Source organism: Ructibacterium sp. SJQ-7 (assembly GCF_054696575.1).
The window spans coordinates 1,165,758-1,183,500 of sequence record NZ_CP195193.1 but is presented as its reverse complement, the minus strand read 5'-3'; the positions used below and the strand labels follow the sequence as shown (position 1 = coordinate 1,183,500).

At 42.9% G+C, this 17,743-nt stretch carries 13 protein-coding genes; all 13 read right to left on the bottom strand.

The annotated features are described in order from the left end of the window. The gene (locus ACSAMO_RS05375) at window positions 1-2,535 is read right to left on the bottom strand and encodes a C40 family peptidase (protein WP_147514647.1); all 2,535 of its coding nucleotides are present in this window, start codon (window positions 2,533-2,535) and stop codon (window positions 1-3) included. A 15-nt stretch (window positions 2,536-2,550) separates the two neighbouring features. Beyond that, on the bottom strand, window positions 2,551-3,348 hold the full coding sequence (locus ACSAMO_RS05370; RefSeq protein WP_022230665.1) for a hypothetical protein: 798 nt from the start codon (window positions 3,346-3,348) through the stop codon (window positions 2,551-2,553). Between the two features lie 195 nt (window positions 3,349-3,543). Further along, window positions 3,544-4,563, bottom strand: a complete 1,020-nt coding sequence (gene dcm / locus ACSAMO_RS05365; protein WP_022230664.1) for a DNA (cytosine-5-)-methyltransferase — start codon at window positions 4,561-4,563, stop codon at window positions 3,544-3,546. Further along, a complete protein-coding gene (locus ACSAMO_RS05360) occupies window positions 4,556-6,943 on the bottom strand; it encodes a VirB4-like conjugal transfer ATPase, CD1110 family (RefSeq protein ID WP_370816300.1) in 2,388 nt (795 codons plus the stop codon). Before ACSAMO_RS05360 ends, dcm begins: the two co-directional genes overlap by 8 nt. After that, complete coding sequence (locus ACSAMO_RS05355; RefSeq protein WP_431835069.1) at window positions 6,930-7,364, bottom strand: PrgI family protein; 435 nt, start codon at window positions 7,362-7,364, stop codon at window positions 6,930-6,932. Before ACSAMO_RS05355 ends, ACSAMO_RS05360 begins: the two co-directional genes overlap by 14 nt. A gap of 10 nt (window positions 7,365-7,374) precedes the next feature. Beyond that, window positions 7,375-8,244: a VirB6/TrbL-like conjugal transfer protein, CD1112 family gene (locus ACSAMO_RS05350; protein ID WP_022230662.1), complete on the bottom strand. Its 870-nt coding sequence runs from the start codon at window positions 8,242-8,244 to the stop codon at window positions 7,375-7,377. Next, window positions 8,244-8,459 carry a Maff2 family protein gene (locus ACSAMO_RS05345; protein WP_022230661.1) on the bottom strand — a complete coding sequence of 72 codons (216 nt, stop codon included), beginning with the start codon at window positions 8,457-8,459 and terminating at the stop codon, window positions 8,244-8,246. Before ACSAMO_RS05345 ends, ACSAMO_RS05350 begins: the two co-directional genes overlap by 1 nt. 20 nt (window positions 8,460-8,479) lie before the next feature. Next, window positions 8,480-10,249: a VirD4-like conjugal transfer protein, CD1115 family gene (locus tag ACSAMO_RS05340; protein WP_022230660.1), complete on the bottom strand. Its 1,770-nt coding sequence runs from the start codon at window positions 10,247-10,249 to the stop codon at window positions 8,480-8,482. Continuing rightward, on the bottom strand, window positions 10,246-10,713 hold the full coding sequence (locus tag ACSAMO_RS05335; RefSeq protein WP_147514132.1) for a PcfB family protein: 468 nt from the start codon (window positions 10,711-10,713) through the stop codon (window positions 10,246-10,248). Before ACSAMO_RS05335 ends, ACSAMO_RS05340 begins: the two co-directional genes overlap by 4 nt. A 51-nt stretch (window positions 10,714-10,764) precedes the next feature. Beyond that, on the bottom strand, window positions 10,765-10,887 hold the full coding sequence (locus ACSAMO_RS05330) for a hypothetical protein (protein WP_308456992.1): 123 nt from the start codon (window positions 10,885-10,887) through the stop codon (window positions 10,765-10,767). A gap of 27 nt (window positions 10,888-10,914) precedes the next feature. Beyond that, on the bottom strand, window positions 10,915-11,100 hold the full coding sequence (locus ACSAMO_RS05325) for a 4Fe-4S binding protein (protein WP_022230658.1): 186 nt from the start codon (window positions 11,098-11,100) through the stop codon (window positions 10,915-10,917). 80 nt (window positions 11,101-11,180) lie between these two features. Continuing rightward, window positions 11,181-16,406, bottom strand: coding sequence for an S-layer homology domain-containing protein (locus tag ACSAMO_RS05320; RefSeq protein WP_022230657.1), 5,226 nt, complete (start codon window positions 16,404-16,406; stop codon window positions 11,181-11,183). 91 nt (window positions 16,407-16,497) lie between these two features. Next, the gene (locus ACSAMO_RS05315) at window positions 16,498-17,379 is read right to left on the bottom strand and encodes a DUF6017 domain-containing protein (RefSeq protein ID WP_022230656.1); all 882 of its coding nucleotides are present in this window, start codon (window positions 17,377-17,379) and stop codon (window positions 16,498-16,500) included. Window positions 17,380-17,743: the final 364 nt, after the last annotated feature.

Sequence of the window (17,743 nt, the reverse complement as noted above, 5' to 3'; positions counted from 1 at the left end):
TCAACCGCCCCCAAGTCTGCCAAAGGCGTAAAAATGCGAACTCCAATAGGAACTATCAATACTCGCGTACTGAATAGGGTTGCCGCAATGTATCATCATACCGTTACCGACAAATATTCCGACGTGGGTTACAGGCTCGCCCGCGTTATATGTGCCTGTAAAAAATATAATGTCGCCGGGTTTTGCGTCCGCTCTTGACACAACCGCGCATTGATTAAAAATACCCTGCGCTGTTGTACGGGATAGAGGATATACGCCTGACGCCTGATATACCCAGCATACAAAACCGCTGCAATCAAAACTCGTTGACGGTGAAGAACCGCCCCATACATACGGATAACCTAAGTATTTTTCGGCTTCCGTTATAAGACGTCGGAATGTAGCGTCGTTTAATGCTTCGCCGGGTATGGTATAACTCGGCGGCGCTGCCGGATTAGAATAAATATCGTCCGCAAATAAATAATCGCGGTTGCCCTTGCTTTCAAGATATATACCGTATAATTCCCGCTGGTCGTCCGTAAGGTTCGTATTTGTAAGCATAGTAATATTCTTGTTTACAAGCGTAACATTGAGTATTTTATATTCCTTGTCGTTGCCCTCGTCGTCCGTCCTTGTTTCCGTCTGAGATGTAAGCGTTAATATATACTGCTGTTCAAACAAATCATCAAGCGGCTGTTTTACATCATCAAAAGTGAAATCCATATACAACGCCGTGAGGTAGGAAATGAGCTCATACGGATTATGGCCTATCTGCGCCAAATCGTAATTGTATTCGTCATAACCTCCGTAATCGCGTTCAATATTGTTTATCTCACTTTGTAAACCGCTTTCAAGGTCTTTGTAATAGTTTTCCGCCGCGTATATATCTTCGTCCTCCGCAAAGTATGACGATACCATAATTGAGTTAAAGCCCGTTGTACCCATAACCGCGCAAGATGAAATTGTAGTTGCTATCCAAGCAATTATTAAAGCAATAGCAAGAATGACGCCGAATACCTTTTTATGACGCTTTATAAATTCAACAACGTACACCGTAACGTCCTTTGTGGTCTTTGCGGCTCGTTTTGCCTTTTTAGCGTTCTGTTCGGCGCGCTTCGCCTGCTGGTATTTTTTCTTAATCTGCTTTTTCTGAAAAAATTTCCTCAAAGCTGATTTTTTCTTGAAATCGGGATTATCCGCAAGTGTTTTTTGAACAAAGGCCTTTGCTTCCGCTTTCTCTGCTCTGAATTGCAGACGCGCCGCTTTTTTATACGGCGCGTTTTTGCGGTTTTGTATAATCATACGCCCTGTACGGTTTCCAAACCGTAAAATGCTTTCGGCTTTCTGTTCTGTCTTATGCGCGGCTTCAATTCCTGTATTTTCGTGTTCTGTTTCGCTCACTTTTGAATGTGCCTTGTTTAATACGGTCATACCTGCCATATCCGCCGCATTTTTTACAGGGGAACGGTGGTATATATCGGATTGAGGCTTAATCTCTTTTTCAAATTTCAGACGGGTTTTAGCTTTCTTTTTCTTTTCATCATAAACACGCTGCTTTTTAACCTTGCGCTTATGAGGTAATTTGTTTTGTGCTTTTTCCGCCTTGCCTTTGAGCTTATCGGCTTTCGCCTGCGCCTTTTCCGCTCGCTTAAACTGAAAATCGCCCTTTTCGGGAATATCTAAAACAGTATCGGCGTTTTCCGCCGACTCTGTTTTGGATTGCTTTTCCTGATATAAGCGGTTTTTGCTTCCGGCTGTCTGTTTTTCGGTTTTATCCTCTGACGGACGGAATGAAAATTCCGTCTTGCTTTCCCGCGTTTCAAAAACAAAATCCTCTTTTTCCGTTACTCTGTCAAAAACCGTATCGCCTGCGTCAACCGCTTCTTTGATGTTGTACTCTGCTGTTTTTTCGGTCTTGACGCGCTTTTTCTGATAGGCTCGGTTTTTATCCGGCTGCTTCGGATTGCCGTCTGCGGAATCCTTTTCGGAATCCGCGCCGAGCTGAAAATCCGAATTGCCGTTTACACGGTCAAACGCTTCATCAGGATTATGTGTTTGCTCGGTAAAGTCATAATTTCCGTTATCTTTTAAGGCTTCGGCACTATCCGGCTGCGTTTCTTCCGCCGTACTATCTGCGGAATGTTCAGTAATATCAACATCAAATTTCTTTTGATTAAATTTGCGCTGATACCGTTTATTTCTTGCCGCCGTAGTTACGGCATTAGAAAAACCGCCACTTTTGGGCGGCTCGTTTGTCGGCGGGGAATATGGTATATCCGGCTGACTATCAAGGTTAATATTCTCTAAGTCCTCTTGCTGTTCTGTATTATTTTCGGTAGGCTTTAATATTTCCTGACTGTCTGACGGATTTTGTACGGTAGAAGTATCAAGCGGCTTTTCGGTATCTAAAAATTTCTGCTGATACCTATTATGTTCTGAAGAAGTAAAGGGCTTCGCGCTGCCTTTTGCGCTCTGCCGTCCGAGAACGGTATCGGCTTCAACCTTTTTTGAAAAATCCGTGTCCTTATTCCGCGCCTTAAATTCATTGTCTTTCATTCATTACCTCCGCTGTTAAAGTTCGAGATTATCGCGCTTTTTTGTCTGCGTCGGCTTCGGCACGCTTTTCTCTGCCGCCTTAATGGAATTTAACTCCTTGCGGATTGACGGCTTTTTATCTGCGCTTCGGCTGATATTTTCCGTCTTTGCCGCTTCCTGAGCTTTTTGCATTTTCTCTGTAACATATCCGGGTAGAAGATGTTCGTGTACCATAAAGGATTTTTCATATTCTTTCGGAATGGGCGGGGAAATTTCCGTGAATAAATGTGAATAGGCTTTTATTCTGCCTTGTATATATTTTTCCGCTTCCGCCTTATCCTTAAATGAGCGTTCTTGTTCTGCAATACAGTTATTATGACCAACTGGACTATTTGTGCCAATAGACCATTTCACTTCCCAGCGTCTTGTTTTTTCTGAACGCCAGCTTGTGTAATCATACATACGGTATGTCATTTTATATACCATATTACTGATAGATGTACAATCGTAGTTATAACAATCTCTGTCGTTTACCCATTTATTTGAAGAATGCGAAACCTCCGGTACTTGCAAATACTCAATAGCCCTGTCAAATTGTCTTGTAATTGCCGCTTTTTTTTCCCAATCCCGCGCTGACTGCCGTACTTTTTCAAAGGCGGCTGTTTCTTTTTTGACGTTATTATCACGCATAGCCTGTATTTTTTCAAGCGGTTGTGAAATCAAATTCAATATATCGGTTTCATTAACGATTATGGTATGCTCAACTTTAAGTGTGGCGCCGGCTGATAAATCGTCATTTTCATAAGTACGGTAATTATCGTAATCTTTGTACATATATACCTCCTGACATTTTTTATTCTAATTCCTTTAATCGGATAGGGCTTACAATCTCATAGCCGCGTCTTGCGGCAAGCTCGGCAATATCGGCAATCAGCTTTTTGCGTTCCGCGCGCTCTATATTCCTGATTGCTTCATACGCCGTAAAATCCTTGCACCCGCTGCCGTTAAGAAAATCCTTGTTTTCTCTGCTTATATCTGCTCACCTCCAAACTCACAATATTTCTTACATCTTCCCGTTTCAATATCTGAAATGAATTTAAGTATAGGGAACACCTGCGGAGGACATACGGCATTACCTAAGGCTTTTAGCCTGTCGGCTCTGCCGTCCGTCCTGTCCGTTATACGCGGAACGCCGACAGGTTCCCGTTCCCACAACTTAAATCCGTCCATTGCTTCGGGAACCCCATTAACCATTCCACCCAATCGGGATTGAGCGCCGCCGTCTCCGACTGCGGCTGTTCCTCTAATATCACCTGCGCCGCAAGGTTCGCCCCGTCCTTGCTTTTCCTCATTACCTCCGGCGGAAATTTTGACCTTATCCCGTCCGACGCTACCGGCGTCATATAGAACACCGCCGCCGACAGCGGAAGGCTCCAGATTGCGCCGTTTTTGTTCTTCTTCCGAAATATCCCGTTGTCTGAAAGATACACATTCATATTTACAGCCGCCGTCTGCTTTTTGTTGTTGTCGGAGGCAAGCGGAGTGGGAAACATCAACGCCGACGATAAAAGTTCTTGTGCGCTGATGCCACGCGCCGACACCGCAAGCTGGTAATACGAATGTTTGAACAGTGTAGCCCGCTTTTTCCAAGTCAAAAATCGTTTTGTCGAGCCCCATATTGATGAACCCAGCAACATTTTCGCCAAGCACCCAGCGGGGCTTGAGCTCTGTAATGACGCGGCACATTTCAGGCCACAAGTAGCGGGTATCTTCAAACCCTTTTTGTTTCCCCGCGCTTGAAAACGGCTGACAGGGAAATCCGCCGCTAATGAGGGTAACGCTGTTTCGTCCTGTTTTTTCAAAAAATACCTCCTTTGTTAGAGTTGTAATATCACGAAATCGGGGCACGCGAGGCCACCGCTTTTCAAGTATGGAAGTCTGGAAATCCGCCCATTCACATTGGCAGACGGTTTTAAACCCCGCTGCTTCTGCGGCGAGGTCTATTCCGCCTATACCTGTAAACAGGCTTAAATGCGTTAAATCATTCATCTTTCTGTATTTCCTCCGGCTTCGTCGTCATATACGAATACAGCTTCAAGTCTTTCGGGAAACGGTCTACAAACGGAATGATTACATTTCCGTAAAATAAAAGTCCCTCGCCCTCGCCCGACTGCGTTACATACGATAATTGGTGAGGGGATATATTAAGCTGCTTCGCTAAAATCTGTCTGTCGCCGCCTGCCTGATTGAGCATATAGATAAAATCGGAATTTTCAAAAATATTCTCAATCTCTCTTGACGATAACAGGTCTTTGACATTCTGCGTTATGCCTGTCGGAATACCGCCCCATTTACGAAAGCGTTTCCAAATCTCAACCGAATATGCCGCCGTCTGTTCCTCCTTTAACAGTAAATGAAATTCGTCTACATAATACCGCGTCGCCTTATGCTCCGCGCGGTTAATTGTTACTCTGTTCCATACCTGATCCTGAACAATCAGCATACCCAGCTTTTTAAGCTGCTTGCCGAGCTCTTTAATGTCATAGCAGACAATACGGTTATTTACATTTACATTTGTACGGTGATTAAACACGTTTAATGAACCGTTTACATACAAATCAAGCGCCGACGCGATACGCTGCGCTTCCGGCTCCGGCATAGCTTTAAGCTCGTTATATAAATCTTCCAAAATCGGCATTTTAGACGGTTCGGGATTAGCGAGGTACGGACGGTATATATTTATAACCGCTCTGTCAATCACGCTTTTTTCAATCGGTTCAAGTCCGTTCTTGCCGCCGACAATAAGCTCACACAATGAAAGTATAAAATCTGATTTTAATTGTACGGGATTTTCGTCCTCGCTGTAATTGAGGTTAATGTCCATTGGATTGATATAATCGTGCGAGTTCGGGGAAATCCGTATAATCTGACCGTTAAGCCTTGACACAAGCGGCGCGTACTCCGCTTCCGGATCGCATATAATTATATCGTCCTGCGTTACAAGGAAAGCGTTAGCAATCTCTCTTTTCGCGCTGAATGATTTACCACTGCCGGGTGTGCCTAAAATTAAGCCATTCGGATTTTTGAGCTTCTTTCGGTCAACAAGTATCATATTATTTGATAATGCGTTTAAACCGTAATATAACGCTTCATCGCCGGCTTGAAAAAGCTCCTGCGTAGTAAAGGGTACAAAAATAGCGGTTGACGAGGTAGTCAATCCGCGTTGTATCTCTATTTGATTTAATCCGATAGGCACGCTTGACATTAGCGCCTGTTCCTGCTGGAAGTCAAGACGCTTTAATGCACAGTTATATTTTTGAGCGATACCCTGCGCCGCGAAAAACATATTATCAAGTTTTTGTTTGTTATCCGCCGTATTCATCACAAGAACAGTAACAAGGAACATTCTTTCATTTCTGCTCTGCAACTGCTCTAATAAATTCTTTGCTTCACCGCCGAATGTCGCAAGGTCTGACGGTATAATATCCATATCATAACCGCTTCTGACCGCCTTTTTCTGTTCCTCAATCTTCATCTTGTCAAGGTCGGTTATTTTCCGCTTGACCGTCTTTATAGCTTCCGACTGGTCGATAGACTTAATATGAATATTTACGCCTATTCCCATATCGAGGTCGAGGAAATCCGCAAGCATACGGTCTGTTAATTCAGGCGCGAGTATCTGTAAAAATGATACAGTTCCAATTCTGCCGCCCATTCCAAACGTGCGGCTGTCGCGGAAATCAAACGAGGTAGGCGCAATAAAATCCTTTGAGGAAAGCCCCGTCTTATGTACCAAATCCCAATGAAAGCCGAATTTGTCTTTTTCGCCCTCATTGAAAGTACAGTGTAAAAGCTCTAAACGCTCTAATCCGTTAAGCGGTCTTGCCTGTACGCCAAGAGCCTTGAAGTTGCCGAGTATATCTGTTTCGATACGCTCTAACTTCTGCTTAGCCGCCTTTAAGTTATCCGCTTCAATTCCGAATGTGATAAATTTGCGCTTTATAATACCGTTGTTTCCGCGCGACAACTGATTTTTGAGCATACCCATATACTCAATGCGTATGTCATTAAAATTGTCTGCCTGTTCGGGAATATGTACGGCTTTTTCATACTCCGCCATATCGACAGTCTGATTGAGGAAAGAAAACTGTACAGAAATTGACTGGTCGAAATAGTTAAGAAAATCGCAGTAGTTTTCAAATATCTCGTTTTTATCCTCATTCCTTGCAAGCTGATAATTTATATCGAAAAACTGAATTGTTTTTGTAAAATAATTATCCTTGACTTTACATATCCCGTCCGGGTACATTTCCTTATATGGAATAGTCTGCTGTGCTGACGCTGCGCGCCTGCCCTGCATTTGCGCTTTTCTGATAGCTGCCGCAATAGCCTTTTTCTGTCGTGCTGAAAGCGGCTTATTCGCTGATATTATGTGCTTTTTCTTTTGTTTTGGTCTTGTGTTTGTATTCTGCTTCGGCAATTATTTTGACCTCCTTATCAAGTTTAATTTGGTTCATAATTGCCGAATACATATTATTTGTTTTATACGGTCTGACTCTCGGCGTCAAAAATCTTGACCGTATATAATTTCTTAAAATCTTTTCTGCCGGCTGTCCGTCCTTTTCGTACATAGCGAGGAAGAAGAACGGCAAGGCCGCGATTACAAGCGTCATAACCGCGCCGGTTGTGCCAAGCGCGCCGCGCGTAAGAAAGTATGTCGGAACAGCGACAGCGGCCGCAAGTCCAAAGCATATAAGCTGACGCTTCGTAAGGTTAAAAGCTACCTTTGTTTTTACGGTAGTTAAATCTTTTGGTACGGGAACATAAGGAATAAAAATTCCCCCTTTCATTTTTTTATTTTTAATGTGCGTTAAATATTGACTTTGACAGATTACCTGTCTTGAACAGGGAAAAGCATAGTACAACCGTATATGCCGCAATCGTAAATATGGTAGTATGCAGATTATTGGTTACAACAAAACCGTTTACCAACGCCGCATAAATGCCTACGCATACCATAATGAAAAATCCCTGAAAGCCTAATGCCACAAGTCCGCGCAAATAGTTATTTCCCATTTGCCCCCATTCGCGATTAGTCATTGTCGCAAACGGGATAGCTCCAACCGAGCAATATAAATAAATCTCTATCATACGTCCGAATATTACGACGGTAATACAAACGGATAGAATTTTCATACATAAACTAACAAGCGAGGTTTCCAAAACTAATAGGAACAGTTCGCCCATTCCCATAGCTTCAAGAGTAGTTCGTATGTCGGCAAGCGCGGAAGATATATCAATGTTCGTGTTCGCACCGATTACCCCCGCGCTGTTCGTTACAATATGCTGCGCAACGTCAAATACCGCCATAGTAATGTCAAAGGTGTGGGTAACAATATAAATTGCTACCCCAGCCTTTAAGAAATATTTGAAGAACATAAACGTGTCTATATCGTGCATATTGTTCTTTTCCGTAATCATAGTTATTAGCTCATAGCATAAGACAAAGGCTATAATAAGCCCCGCAATCGGCAGAATAACCGTCTGAGAAATATTCTGTATCAAAGAAAATATGCTTGCGTTCCAGCCCTGCGGCGTCTGTCCGACGTCCGCCGCAATCGTGGCGACTTTCTCGTTTACGTCATTAAACATTGTTGATAAACTACCCTCAATAAGCGAAATCAGAAAATCGCAAATCGCTTGTGTAATTTTATCAATTATTGAGTTCATCAGCTAAACAGCCCTGAGAGCAAGGGAACAAGTGTAGTTCCAATCAGCACGACGCCGCCGCCCGCCATAAGCTGTTTAATTCCCTGCGACTTTGCGCCGGGATTATCGTTGCCGTATCCCTCCAAGAGATTGACAACACCCCAAACCGCGAGGCCTGCGCCTAACGCGATTACAAGAGTTTTTAAAACATTGACCGCTTCTGTGAAAAATTGCATAAATAAAATCCTCCTAAATTTTAATCTGTCTTTTTTTCTTCGTCCGGCACATCTACATTGTAAAGGTCGAATTGTTCATTTTCCTTTACAACCGCCGGTCTGCGGTTCAAAAATCGTTCAATGTCAAACTCGTTTTTCTTGTCTGCGTCTGATAAATACTTATAGCGCGGGTGCGCCGTTATATCGTACTTTTCAGACAAAAACGGACGGACGCCCCTTAATTGCAAAATGCACTTGCCGCCGTCCATTACCGATAATTCGTCCTGCGTCATCAGCTCCTTTCCTAATTTTTGATAATTAAGTCCGTAAGATTTTTGATTACTTCGCGTTTCGGAAGTATTGTACATATCAATCGTTTCTTTGCCGAGCGTTTCGGAAATCTCTTTAAGAGTAGTTTTCTCTTTACCTCCGAGAAATAGGGTAGTATCGCAATTACCTATAATCGTGTCGGCGTTATCCTTGTAAATAGCTTTTAGCTGACTTTGCGCCTGCAAGATTATTGACGCCGATATTTCTCGGCTTCTTATTGTGGCAATCAGCTTTTCAAATTTTGGTATTTGTCCGATATTCGCCATTTCATCAAGCAGAAATCTAACGTGTACGGGAAGTCTGCCGCCGTAAACGTCGTCCGCCTTATCACAAAGCAGATTGAATAACTGCGTGTACATCATAGCGACTATGAAATTAAAAGTATCGTCCGTATCGGAAATGATAACGAACAACGCCGTTTTCCTGTCGCCGATTTTGTCGAGCTCCAATTCGTCATATTCCATTAAGTCCCTGAGTTCCTTAATGTCAAACGGCGCTAATCTCGCGCCGCACGAAATCAAAATACTTTTAGCAGTCTTGCCGGCTGCCATTTTGTATTTCTTATACTGCTTTACTGCGAAATGCTCCGGTTCCTTTTCTTCCAGACGGTCAAAGAGTAAATCAACGGGGCTTTTATAATTCTCGTCGTCCTCTTTTGCTTCCGACGCGTTTATCATATCCAAAAGAGTTATGATGTTCTTTTCCTCGTCGGGCGCTTCGTACCAAATATAGCCTATGAGGGCGCAATAATACAGGCGTTCAGCCTTAACCCAGAAATCCTCACTTGACTTTTCGCCCTCGCCTTTGGTATTCGCAATAAGGGTATTAACGAGCTTCAAAATATCCTTTTCGCTGCGTATGTACTCAAACGGATTATATTTCATACTCTTTTTGAAATTTATCGTATTAAATGTTTTTATGATATATCCGCCTTTTTGTAACAGCTTCCCGCACTCAATTAAAACCGTACCTTTCGGATCGGTTACAACATAGCTGCTGTGCATTTGCATTAAATTCGGTTTTATGAAAAACCTTGTCTTACCGCTGCCGCTGCCGCCGATTACAAGAACATTCTTATTTCTTGCGTACTTCGGCAGCTTCGGGCGGCTGTCCATTGTAAGCCGTTCCGTATTCGTGAGAAGAACATTATTATAGAAATTCTGTCCGTCAATATACGGGGCTATGTCTGACGCCGTACCCCAGCGCGCCGAACCGTATTCAATGCCGTTTCGGTATTTCTTAGCATTTTTACCCCTGACATAAACTGCGCACTTAATCAGAAGCGCGGCTATTACTCCGATTGATATATCGATTATGTGGAACGAAAAAAGCGGAGCTTTGTAAAACTCCGCAATTCCCTGAACCAACGCTATTATTTTATTACCCTCTGTTATCCTGTATATATAGCATATCTTATCAGCAATCCAAAAGAACAGAAGATACGGGATATTTAAAAGAATAAACCTTTTGTCTATCCTCATATATCGCGCTCCTGTTCTTTGCGGCGGGCGCGGTCTTTCGGATTGATAGTCTTTGCAAGCTCGCGCATTTGAGATAACATTTTACGGATTGACGGTTTTTCCCGTAACAGCTTTTGCGAATACTCCTGAAACGCCATATTTATGACATCAATATCCTTACCCTTGAAGAATACGAGGTACTTCGGCGGTTTCGTGGAATTATCCTTTTTCAAAGCATAGTCAAGTCCGTACTTTTTCGCCACCGGCTCAAAAGATTTTATATTTTTATTCGTTATCTCAATATTTGAAAGCGCCGCGCCTGACTCTACAAGCTGCTTAATCGTCTGTTTACCCTGATAGCCCTTGTTTTTATTTTTCTGCTGCTGTCTTAGGTATTCACGAATTGCCGCCTGCAATACGCGCCCCGTCATTTTGGAAGCGCTTATAACTAACGCAACTGTTTTTTTATTTATTTCTTCCTGTATAGACATCACTCCTTGCAACAAAAAAGCGGCTGTTTATTTTCAAACAACCGCTTATTGCTTAATATTCTCTGTATCTGATTTATGGATTATTTCTTCCGCCTTATCCAAACCGTTTATAATCCACTCGTCAAATTCAGTCTGTACCGTATTTGTCGGTTCTATGCGTTCCTCCACCGTTTACACCCCTTATGTATAATCCAATTATAATACCAATGCTTTTTTAGGACAGAAATTTGAACATTTACCGCACCCTATACACTTGTCATAATCTATTATCGGTGCTTCAAAATCTTTCTGACTTAACGCTCCAACAGGACAAACATTGACAGCGGGGCATTTATGATTTTGGGGACAGTTTTCTATAATTATTTTTAATTTTTTATCCATAATATTCTTTCCTTTCGATATAAAATATTATAAAGATTATATCATATCCGGTCAACAAACACAATACACAAATCAGACAATTATTTTACCCAAGTTTCGCCGCTCTTTCCGTCAACGGTATTATGCGTATTGCTTGCTTCAAGGATTTCATAAAACGCCCAATATGACTTGTCTTTGAGGTCTGTAAATTTATTTACGGCTGACATATTCTTATTGATGTATTCCGTATCGGCGGCGCGTCCTGTTACGCGGTTTACAATCGTTACAACCTCCGCGCGTGTGATGTTGCTGTCCGGCTTAAATGTGCTGTCGCTGTATCCGTTTATCCAGCCCATACCAACAGCGCTGTAAATATAACCTGACGCCCAATGTGATTTTGGTACATCATTAAAAATATTCTTCTTTGCCGCCACTGTCTTAGCGTCCAGCGCATAGAACCTCATACACATTGTTACAAATTCGGCTCTTGTAATATGTTCGTCCGGCTTAAATGTCTTATCGTCATAGCCGGATATTACCTTGTACTTTTCAAGATAGGCGATATAGTTATTAAACCAATCCTTGCTTGATACGTCCTTAAATGATGATTTACGGCTTGAAATATTTTCGCCCTTACGCTCTGCAATATTACGGGCGAATATGGCAGCTGCTTCTGCTCTTGTCATATTATTTTCAGGCTTAAAGGCTCCGTCCTCATATCCGACTACATAAGAATTATGCGTGTTTGTCGGCATAATAAGCTGACCGTTTGCGTCGGTTGCGCCGCTGACGGAATTATTCTTGTCTTTGAGCGTAACATCAATACCCGCCGTTGTCTTGCCCTTGTTATCCGTTACGGTAATTGTATAATAATTATCGTCAAGAGTTTTGCCGCTCGGAAGCGTCAAAGTGATTTTATCGTCCTTGACGGTCTTATTGACATTGACGGTCTTTCCGTCCTTATCGACAACCTTTACAGTGTATGACGGCTTGACATATCCGCTACTGCCGCCGCTTCCTCCTGAAGAAGAACCGCCGCCACCGCCTGTTGAAGTCTTGACGGGTACAGTGATTTTACCGTTTGCGTCGGTTGATTTTGTCGCTGTCTTATTATCCTTATCGGTAACAGTTACGGAAATATCCTTGACCGCTGTATTATCCTTGCCGCTGACGGTTACAGTGGTTTGATTATCTGTATTGAGCTTGTTTCCGTCGGGAAGAATAACGCTGATTTTACCGTCCTTAACCTCAACGGCGGCATTTTCGATTTTTGCCTTTGTGTCCTCGACAATGACATTGTATGTCTTTTCTCCCTCAACAACCTGTGCATAGCCGTTTTTGTCTGTACGGTCTGTACTTGTCGGGGGAACAATCGCAATGCCCTCACTGTTTGTAAGGTCTTTTGCTTCCGTTCCGTCCTTTGCAATTACGGTAACAGGTACGCCGTTTACAGCTTTTCCGTCCTTGTCTGTAATTCCGATAATAATTCTGTTATCGGGAGTGATACCCTTTTCATCAGGGAGCTTAACCGTAACGCTGCCGTTGTCTTTATCAACACTGACGATTGCGCCGTTTACAGCGCCGTCATTGTCATTTACAGATACCTTATACGAATAATCGGGAGTAACAACCTCGCTTCCATTATCGGGATTTACGGTAGGCTTCGGCTTTTCCGTTTCGCTCGGCTGCTCTGTCGCGTCCGGCTTTTCTGTTTCTGACGGTTTATCCGTTGCGCTCGGTTCGTCTGTTGCGTCCGGCTTCTCTGACGGTTCGGGAGTTTCAAGTCCGGGTTTTGTTGTCAGAGTAGGCTCCGGCGTCGGTTTATTCTCGATTATATTTTCATTCAGCGGAGGAACAGTGATTTTTCCGTCCTTGTCTGTTATCTCGGTTCTGTCGCCGCCTGCATTGTCATAGACATTTACGCTTACGCCCTCAACCGCTTTTCCGTCATTCGTCTTTACAATTACAGATGTACGGTTATGGTAATCAATCTTTTTACCGTCGGGGAGGCATACCATAACGCCGTTATCGTCAACGGTTACAAGCGCCATATATACCGGTTCCGTTTCATCTTCGACAAGTACGATATATCCGTTTACATTCGCCGTACCGTTTTTGTCCGTGTACGCCTGATTTTTATTCGGTAATGTAGCCTGACCGTTTGCGTTTGTAACGCCCTTTTCTATATAGTCGCTGTCGCCTATGACAATCACGTTTACATTTTCCTTTGCTTCGCCGTTCTGGTCTTTGACCGTAACAGTAACGCGGTTGTCGCTGTTCATAGCCGTACCGTCGGGAAGTTTTACGACAATATCGTGGTTATCGCCTATGTGAATTTCACAATCGGGAATGACGGTATCGTTTTTGTCTGTAACGGTAACAACATAAGTATATTTTGTTTCGCCGTTATCGCCGCCGATAGTGCCGTTTTCATTACCCGTTGAGCTCTGATTATTCGGAACAATAAGCTGACCGCCTGCGTCCGTCTGACCTGTTGCGGCGTTGCCGCTCTTGTCTGAAATATTGATATTCAAGCCCTCTGCCGCTGCCTTTGTATCTGTACGAACAACCGTAATTGTCGTTCTGTCCTCATAGTCAAGCAATCTGCCCTCCGGCAGCTTAATTGTGATGTTATCGTCCTTGTCAATGCTGATTTCTGAATTGAAAACAGGCTTGCTGTCCTTATCGGTAATCAGAATACTATAATCACCGACTTTTGAATATCCGTCCTCGTCCGAATTGTCCTTATCGGTAAGCTGGGGGATTTCCTCAATTTTTAAAACTGTACCGCAATCCGTACATTCAATATGCCTGCTGCCCTCATTCTCAATCGTAGCGGGAACGTCAATAATCCAATCTGACATCTTGTGTCCTTTTGCCGATACCTCGTCGGCTCTATATGTTTCGCCGCAGTTTTTACAGGTGTATGTTGTATAGCCCAATTCTGTACAGGTAGGCGCGGTTACTGTTGTTTCGTAATCGTGAGCGGTCTTTGCCTGCTCGTTTCCGATATATGAAATTCCGCAGTCCTTACAAGTAAAGGTTGTATATCCTATACCCGTACAAGTGGAAGTTGTGATTTTTTCCTCATAGTTATGGCCTTTCGCGTCCGTGTAATCCGCGACATACGATTTTCCGCAATCCTCGCAAGTAAAAGTTGTATATCCCATTTCCGTACAAGTCGGCGCGGTTACAGTGGGAATATATTTATGCTCTGTCGGCTCCTGCTCGTCGCCGATATATTCCTTGCCGCAATCGGGGCAAGTGTAAATTGTATAGCCCTGTGATGTGCAAGTAGGCTTAATCGTCTGCTTATTGTAATTATGAGGAAGAACCTCCGTATAATCAGATTTATAGCTGTCGCCGCAATCCTCGCAAGTATATGTTGTATATCCCATTTCCGTACAAGTCGGGGAAGTTACAACAGCATTATATTTATGCTCTGTTTTATCCGTATAATCTGAAATGTAGCTGTCGCCGCAATCCTCGCAAGTATATGTTGTATATCCCATTTCCGTACAGGTCGGGGGAGTTACAACTGAATTATACTTGTGTTCGGTCTTATCCGTATAATTACCGATATATGAATGGTCGCAATTCTCACAATTATATGTGGTAAATCCCATAGCTGTACAAGTCGGCTCCGTTACTGTTTCGGAATAGGTGTGTCCTGTCGGCAGTTCAAGAATAGCGCCGCAGCTTTCGCACTTTTGCGGTTCGGTACAGGTAGCAGCCTTTCCGGGTGTATGTCCTGTCGCTGAAATTGCCTGTATCATCTTTTCATCACAATGTTTACAGTGGTATTCCATAACGCCCTCGCTCTCGCAGGTCGAATTAGTTACAGTGTGTCCCTCGTCCCATTTATGACCGCGCGGCTCGGTGTAATCGCCGACATAGGTATCATCACAATTTCTGCACTTGTATGTGGTAAAGCCTTTTGTTTTACAAGTGGGCGCGGTTACTGTCGGTCTGTAATCGTGTTTTGCAAGTGGCGTTAAATCCGTAATGTACTTATATCCGCAGTCGATACAAATATGTTCTGTATATCCGTTCTTTGTACAAGTGGAGGCAACAATATTTGTTTCATAACGGTGTCCCGTCATTGAGGTACTTTCTGTATAATAGCTGCCGCACTTTGTACAGGAATGTAATTCTAAACCGCCTTGCTGACAACTCGGCTCACGAATTACAACAGTATTGTAATCGTGCCCGCTTGCGGGAGTATAATTCGTTTTCTGCAAGGCTCCGCACTCGGCACACTGGAAACGGTCAAAACCTAACTCTGTACAAGTGGGGCGCACTGTTTCCAAAAATCTGAAATCGTGAGTATGAATACTGTTTGTATTTGAGGGCGGATTATCGCTTAAAAGCCATACATAGCTTACGCCGTTTTCCGTCATACTCTCGCCGCCGTAGGTATATTCTATCTCATAATATACGGGATAATAGCCCTCGTCGGTATAATTCGGCGCGCTTGTCTTGTTACACTTTTTCGCTTCCGTTCCGTAACGAATACTTGTATTTACGCCATTCTCCGATAAGTCATTGACGGTTACGGTATGAGGTTTTCCGTCAACCTTGCCATAATAGCTTTGTACAACAGACTTTGCCGCCGCGTATTCGTTTTTCTTATATCCGCAGTCCTCACAATCCGCTGTAATGTGAAAACGCTGATTTCCCAATTCGCCGTTTACATTTTCGGTGAAGTTGTGGTTTTCCTGTTTGTCCTGCACCCGCTCTTTCGTGCCTTTGCAGAATTGACAATACTTGCCCTTTTTTGCTTTTACCGTATGCGTCCTGCTGTTGTACGGTATGTATTCCGTACTGTCAAAATCCAAGAAAAAGTTGCTGTCGCAGGGGTTAAGGGAATATACATCTTTACCGCACGAATACGCGTTAATTCCGTCAACGGAATTTACCGTACCGCAATTCTGACAAACTGATTTTGTCCAATGATACCCCGTATAGAACGCGTCAACGCCGGGTGTTCCGTCGTCAAGATTGCCTTTGCCTTTTCCGTCAATAAGCGTACCGTCCGAATAGTAGACGCCGCGATTATATGCGGTTTCGCCAGTTCGTGTGTATTCGGGTACGCGGTAGGAAATGTTGCTTGTCGGCATATCGCAGACGGGGCAGAACATTGTACCCGTAGTTACTGTTGCATTGATGTCAAACTCGCTTGTGCGCCCGTTTGCTTCAATCCATACGTCCGCCGGATCGACATATTCGTTACTCTGCGCCGCATAAGTGGTGATTGAGGGAATAACGCTCAAAGTCATTCCCGCCGCCATTACAGCGGCTAAAATTCTTTTTATTTTGTTTCTCATTTCTAAAAATCCTCCTTGTCAAGATTTAAAATTTTGTATTAAAAAACACGCTCGCATAGGCGGGGCGCGTGATTTTGGGTTGTATGTAATTTTAATTACCTCCGTACATATCGTGATTTACTTTCAAGGTGTAATAGCTGTCAATAGTGGAGGGGGCATTGAATAACGCCGCAAGTAAATATTTTCTTGTATCGTGTACGTCTGTTGTGTTATTCTTCATACAGTCTATGACATATTCGATATGCTCGCTGTTTAGTTTCAGAAGTTTGGATTTTACCGTTTCCGCATTTCGTTCCTCGCTTGCAACGGTTAAGTATTCTCTTGTTGTACATACCGTTTCAGTGATAATATCAACAATTTCATTCAGAATACCGATATTGCCGTTTAGCTTTTGACATAAAATATCATACTCAATATTTTGTTTTATAAGCTGTCTGTATGCTAAAATCTTATCCATTCCTATCCGTTCAGGCTGTTGTGGTTTTACAGGTTCGCCGTTTTCCTCCGGCTCCGTAGAATTGATTGGATAAGTATTTAATAAATCAGTATTTGATATTTCAGTATTTGATTTATTAGTATTTAATTGCGTGGACTTGCCCTGTTCAGGTTCAGCCTGTACAGGATTATCCAATGTTGGATTTTCCAATGTAGGCTCGGTCTGTTTTGGTTCGGGCGATATAGGCAATTCGTGTATGATATATTCATTTTCGCCAAGCTGCCCTTTTTCGTTTCTGACGCGGGAACGCTCAATATATCCAAACGCTTCAAGCTCATTGATTGCCGAGCGTATGGCGTCAATGCCCTCTTTATTTAAAGTTGCTAAGCCTTTAAGGGAATAATCCCAATCTTCAGGCAAGCTAAGCATAAACGATAAAAGCCCTTTTGACCGCAGGGACAAATCTTTATTTTTTAAATGATGATTAGACATCACTGTAAAATCTTTTGTTTTCTGAACTCTGAATACTGTTGCCATAGCTGATATGCTCCTTTCCTAAATATCGACATCAAAAAAAGACATTGAGTGTTCCCAATGCCTTATATATAAAATATTCTGTTTTACTTCGGCAAAATAAAAATTTTGTCGTTCTTTTGTTTTTTAATTGACCGCCTTATGTATTTATGATATACTATCTGAGAATGTAAAGGTCGGTCTTTGGTGCAAAAGGGAAATAAAAAATACCGTAAATATGCAATTCACGATATTTTTTAAACATAAAATTATTTTATTTTAAGGTTAATACTGTTTATTGACCGCTCAAAACCCTTGTGTTTATGCGATTTTTCCATAAGTCCAATAAGGACAGTCGCACCATTTGTATGTACACCCACATCAATGA

Excerpts from the sequence above, each read along its gene's own strand:
- ACSAMO_RS05375 (WP_147514647.1), bottom strand. The coding sequence starts at position 2,535 with ATGAAAGACAATGAATTTAAGGCGCGGAATAAGGACACGGATTTTTCA.
- ACSAMO_RS05370 (WP_022230665.1), bottom strand. The coding sequence starts at position 3,348 with ATGTACAAAGATTACGATAATTACCGTACTTATGAAAATGACGATTTA.
- dcm (WP_022230664.1), bottom strand. The coding sequence starts at position 4,563 with ATGAATGATTTAACGCATTTAAGCCTGTTTACAGGTATAGGCGGAATA.
- ACSAMO_RS05355 (WP_431835069.1), bottom strand. The coding sequence starts at position 7,364 with ATGAAAGGGGGAATTTTTATTCCTTATGTTCCCGTACCAAAAGATTTA.
- ACSAMO_RS05350 (WP_022230662.1), bottom strand. The coding sequence starts at position 8,244 with ATGAACTCAATAATTGATAAAATTACACAAGCGATTTGCGATTTTCTG.
- ACSAMO_RS05345 (WP_022230661.1), bottom strand. The coding sequence starts at position 8,459 with ATGCAATTTTTCACAGAAGCGGTCAATGTTTTAAAAACTCTTGTAATC.
- ACSAMO_RS05340 (WP_022230660.1), bottom strand. The coding sequence starts at position 10,249 with ATGAGGATAGACAAAAGGTTTATTCTTTTAAATATCCCGTATCTTCTG.
- ACSAMO_RS05325 (WP_022230658.1), bottom strand. The coding sequence starts at position 11,100 with ATGGATAAAAAATTAAAAATAATTATAGAAAACTGTCCCCAAAATCAT.
- ACSAMO_RS05320 (WP_022230657.1), bottom strand. The coding sequence starts at position 16,406 with ATGAGAAACAAAATAAAAAGAATTTTAGCCGCTGTAATGGCGGCGGGA.
- ACSAMO_RS05315 (WP_022230656.1), bottom strand. The coding sequence starts at position 17,379 with ATGGCAACAGTATTCAGAGTTCAGAAAACAAAAGATTTTACAGTGATG.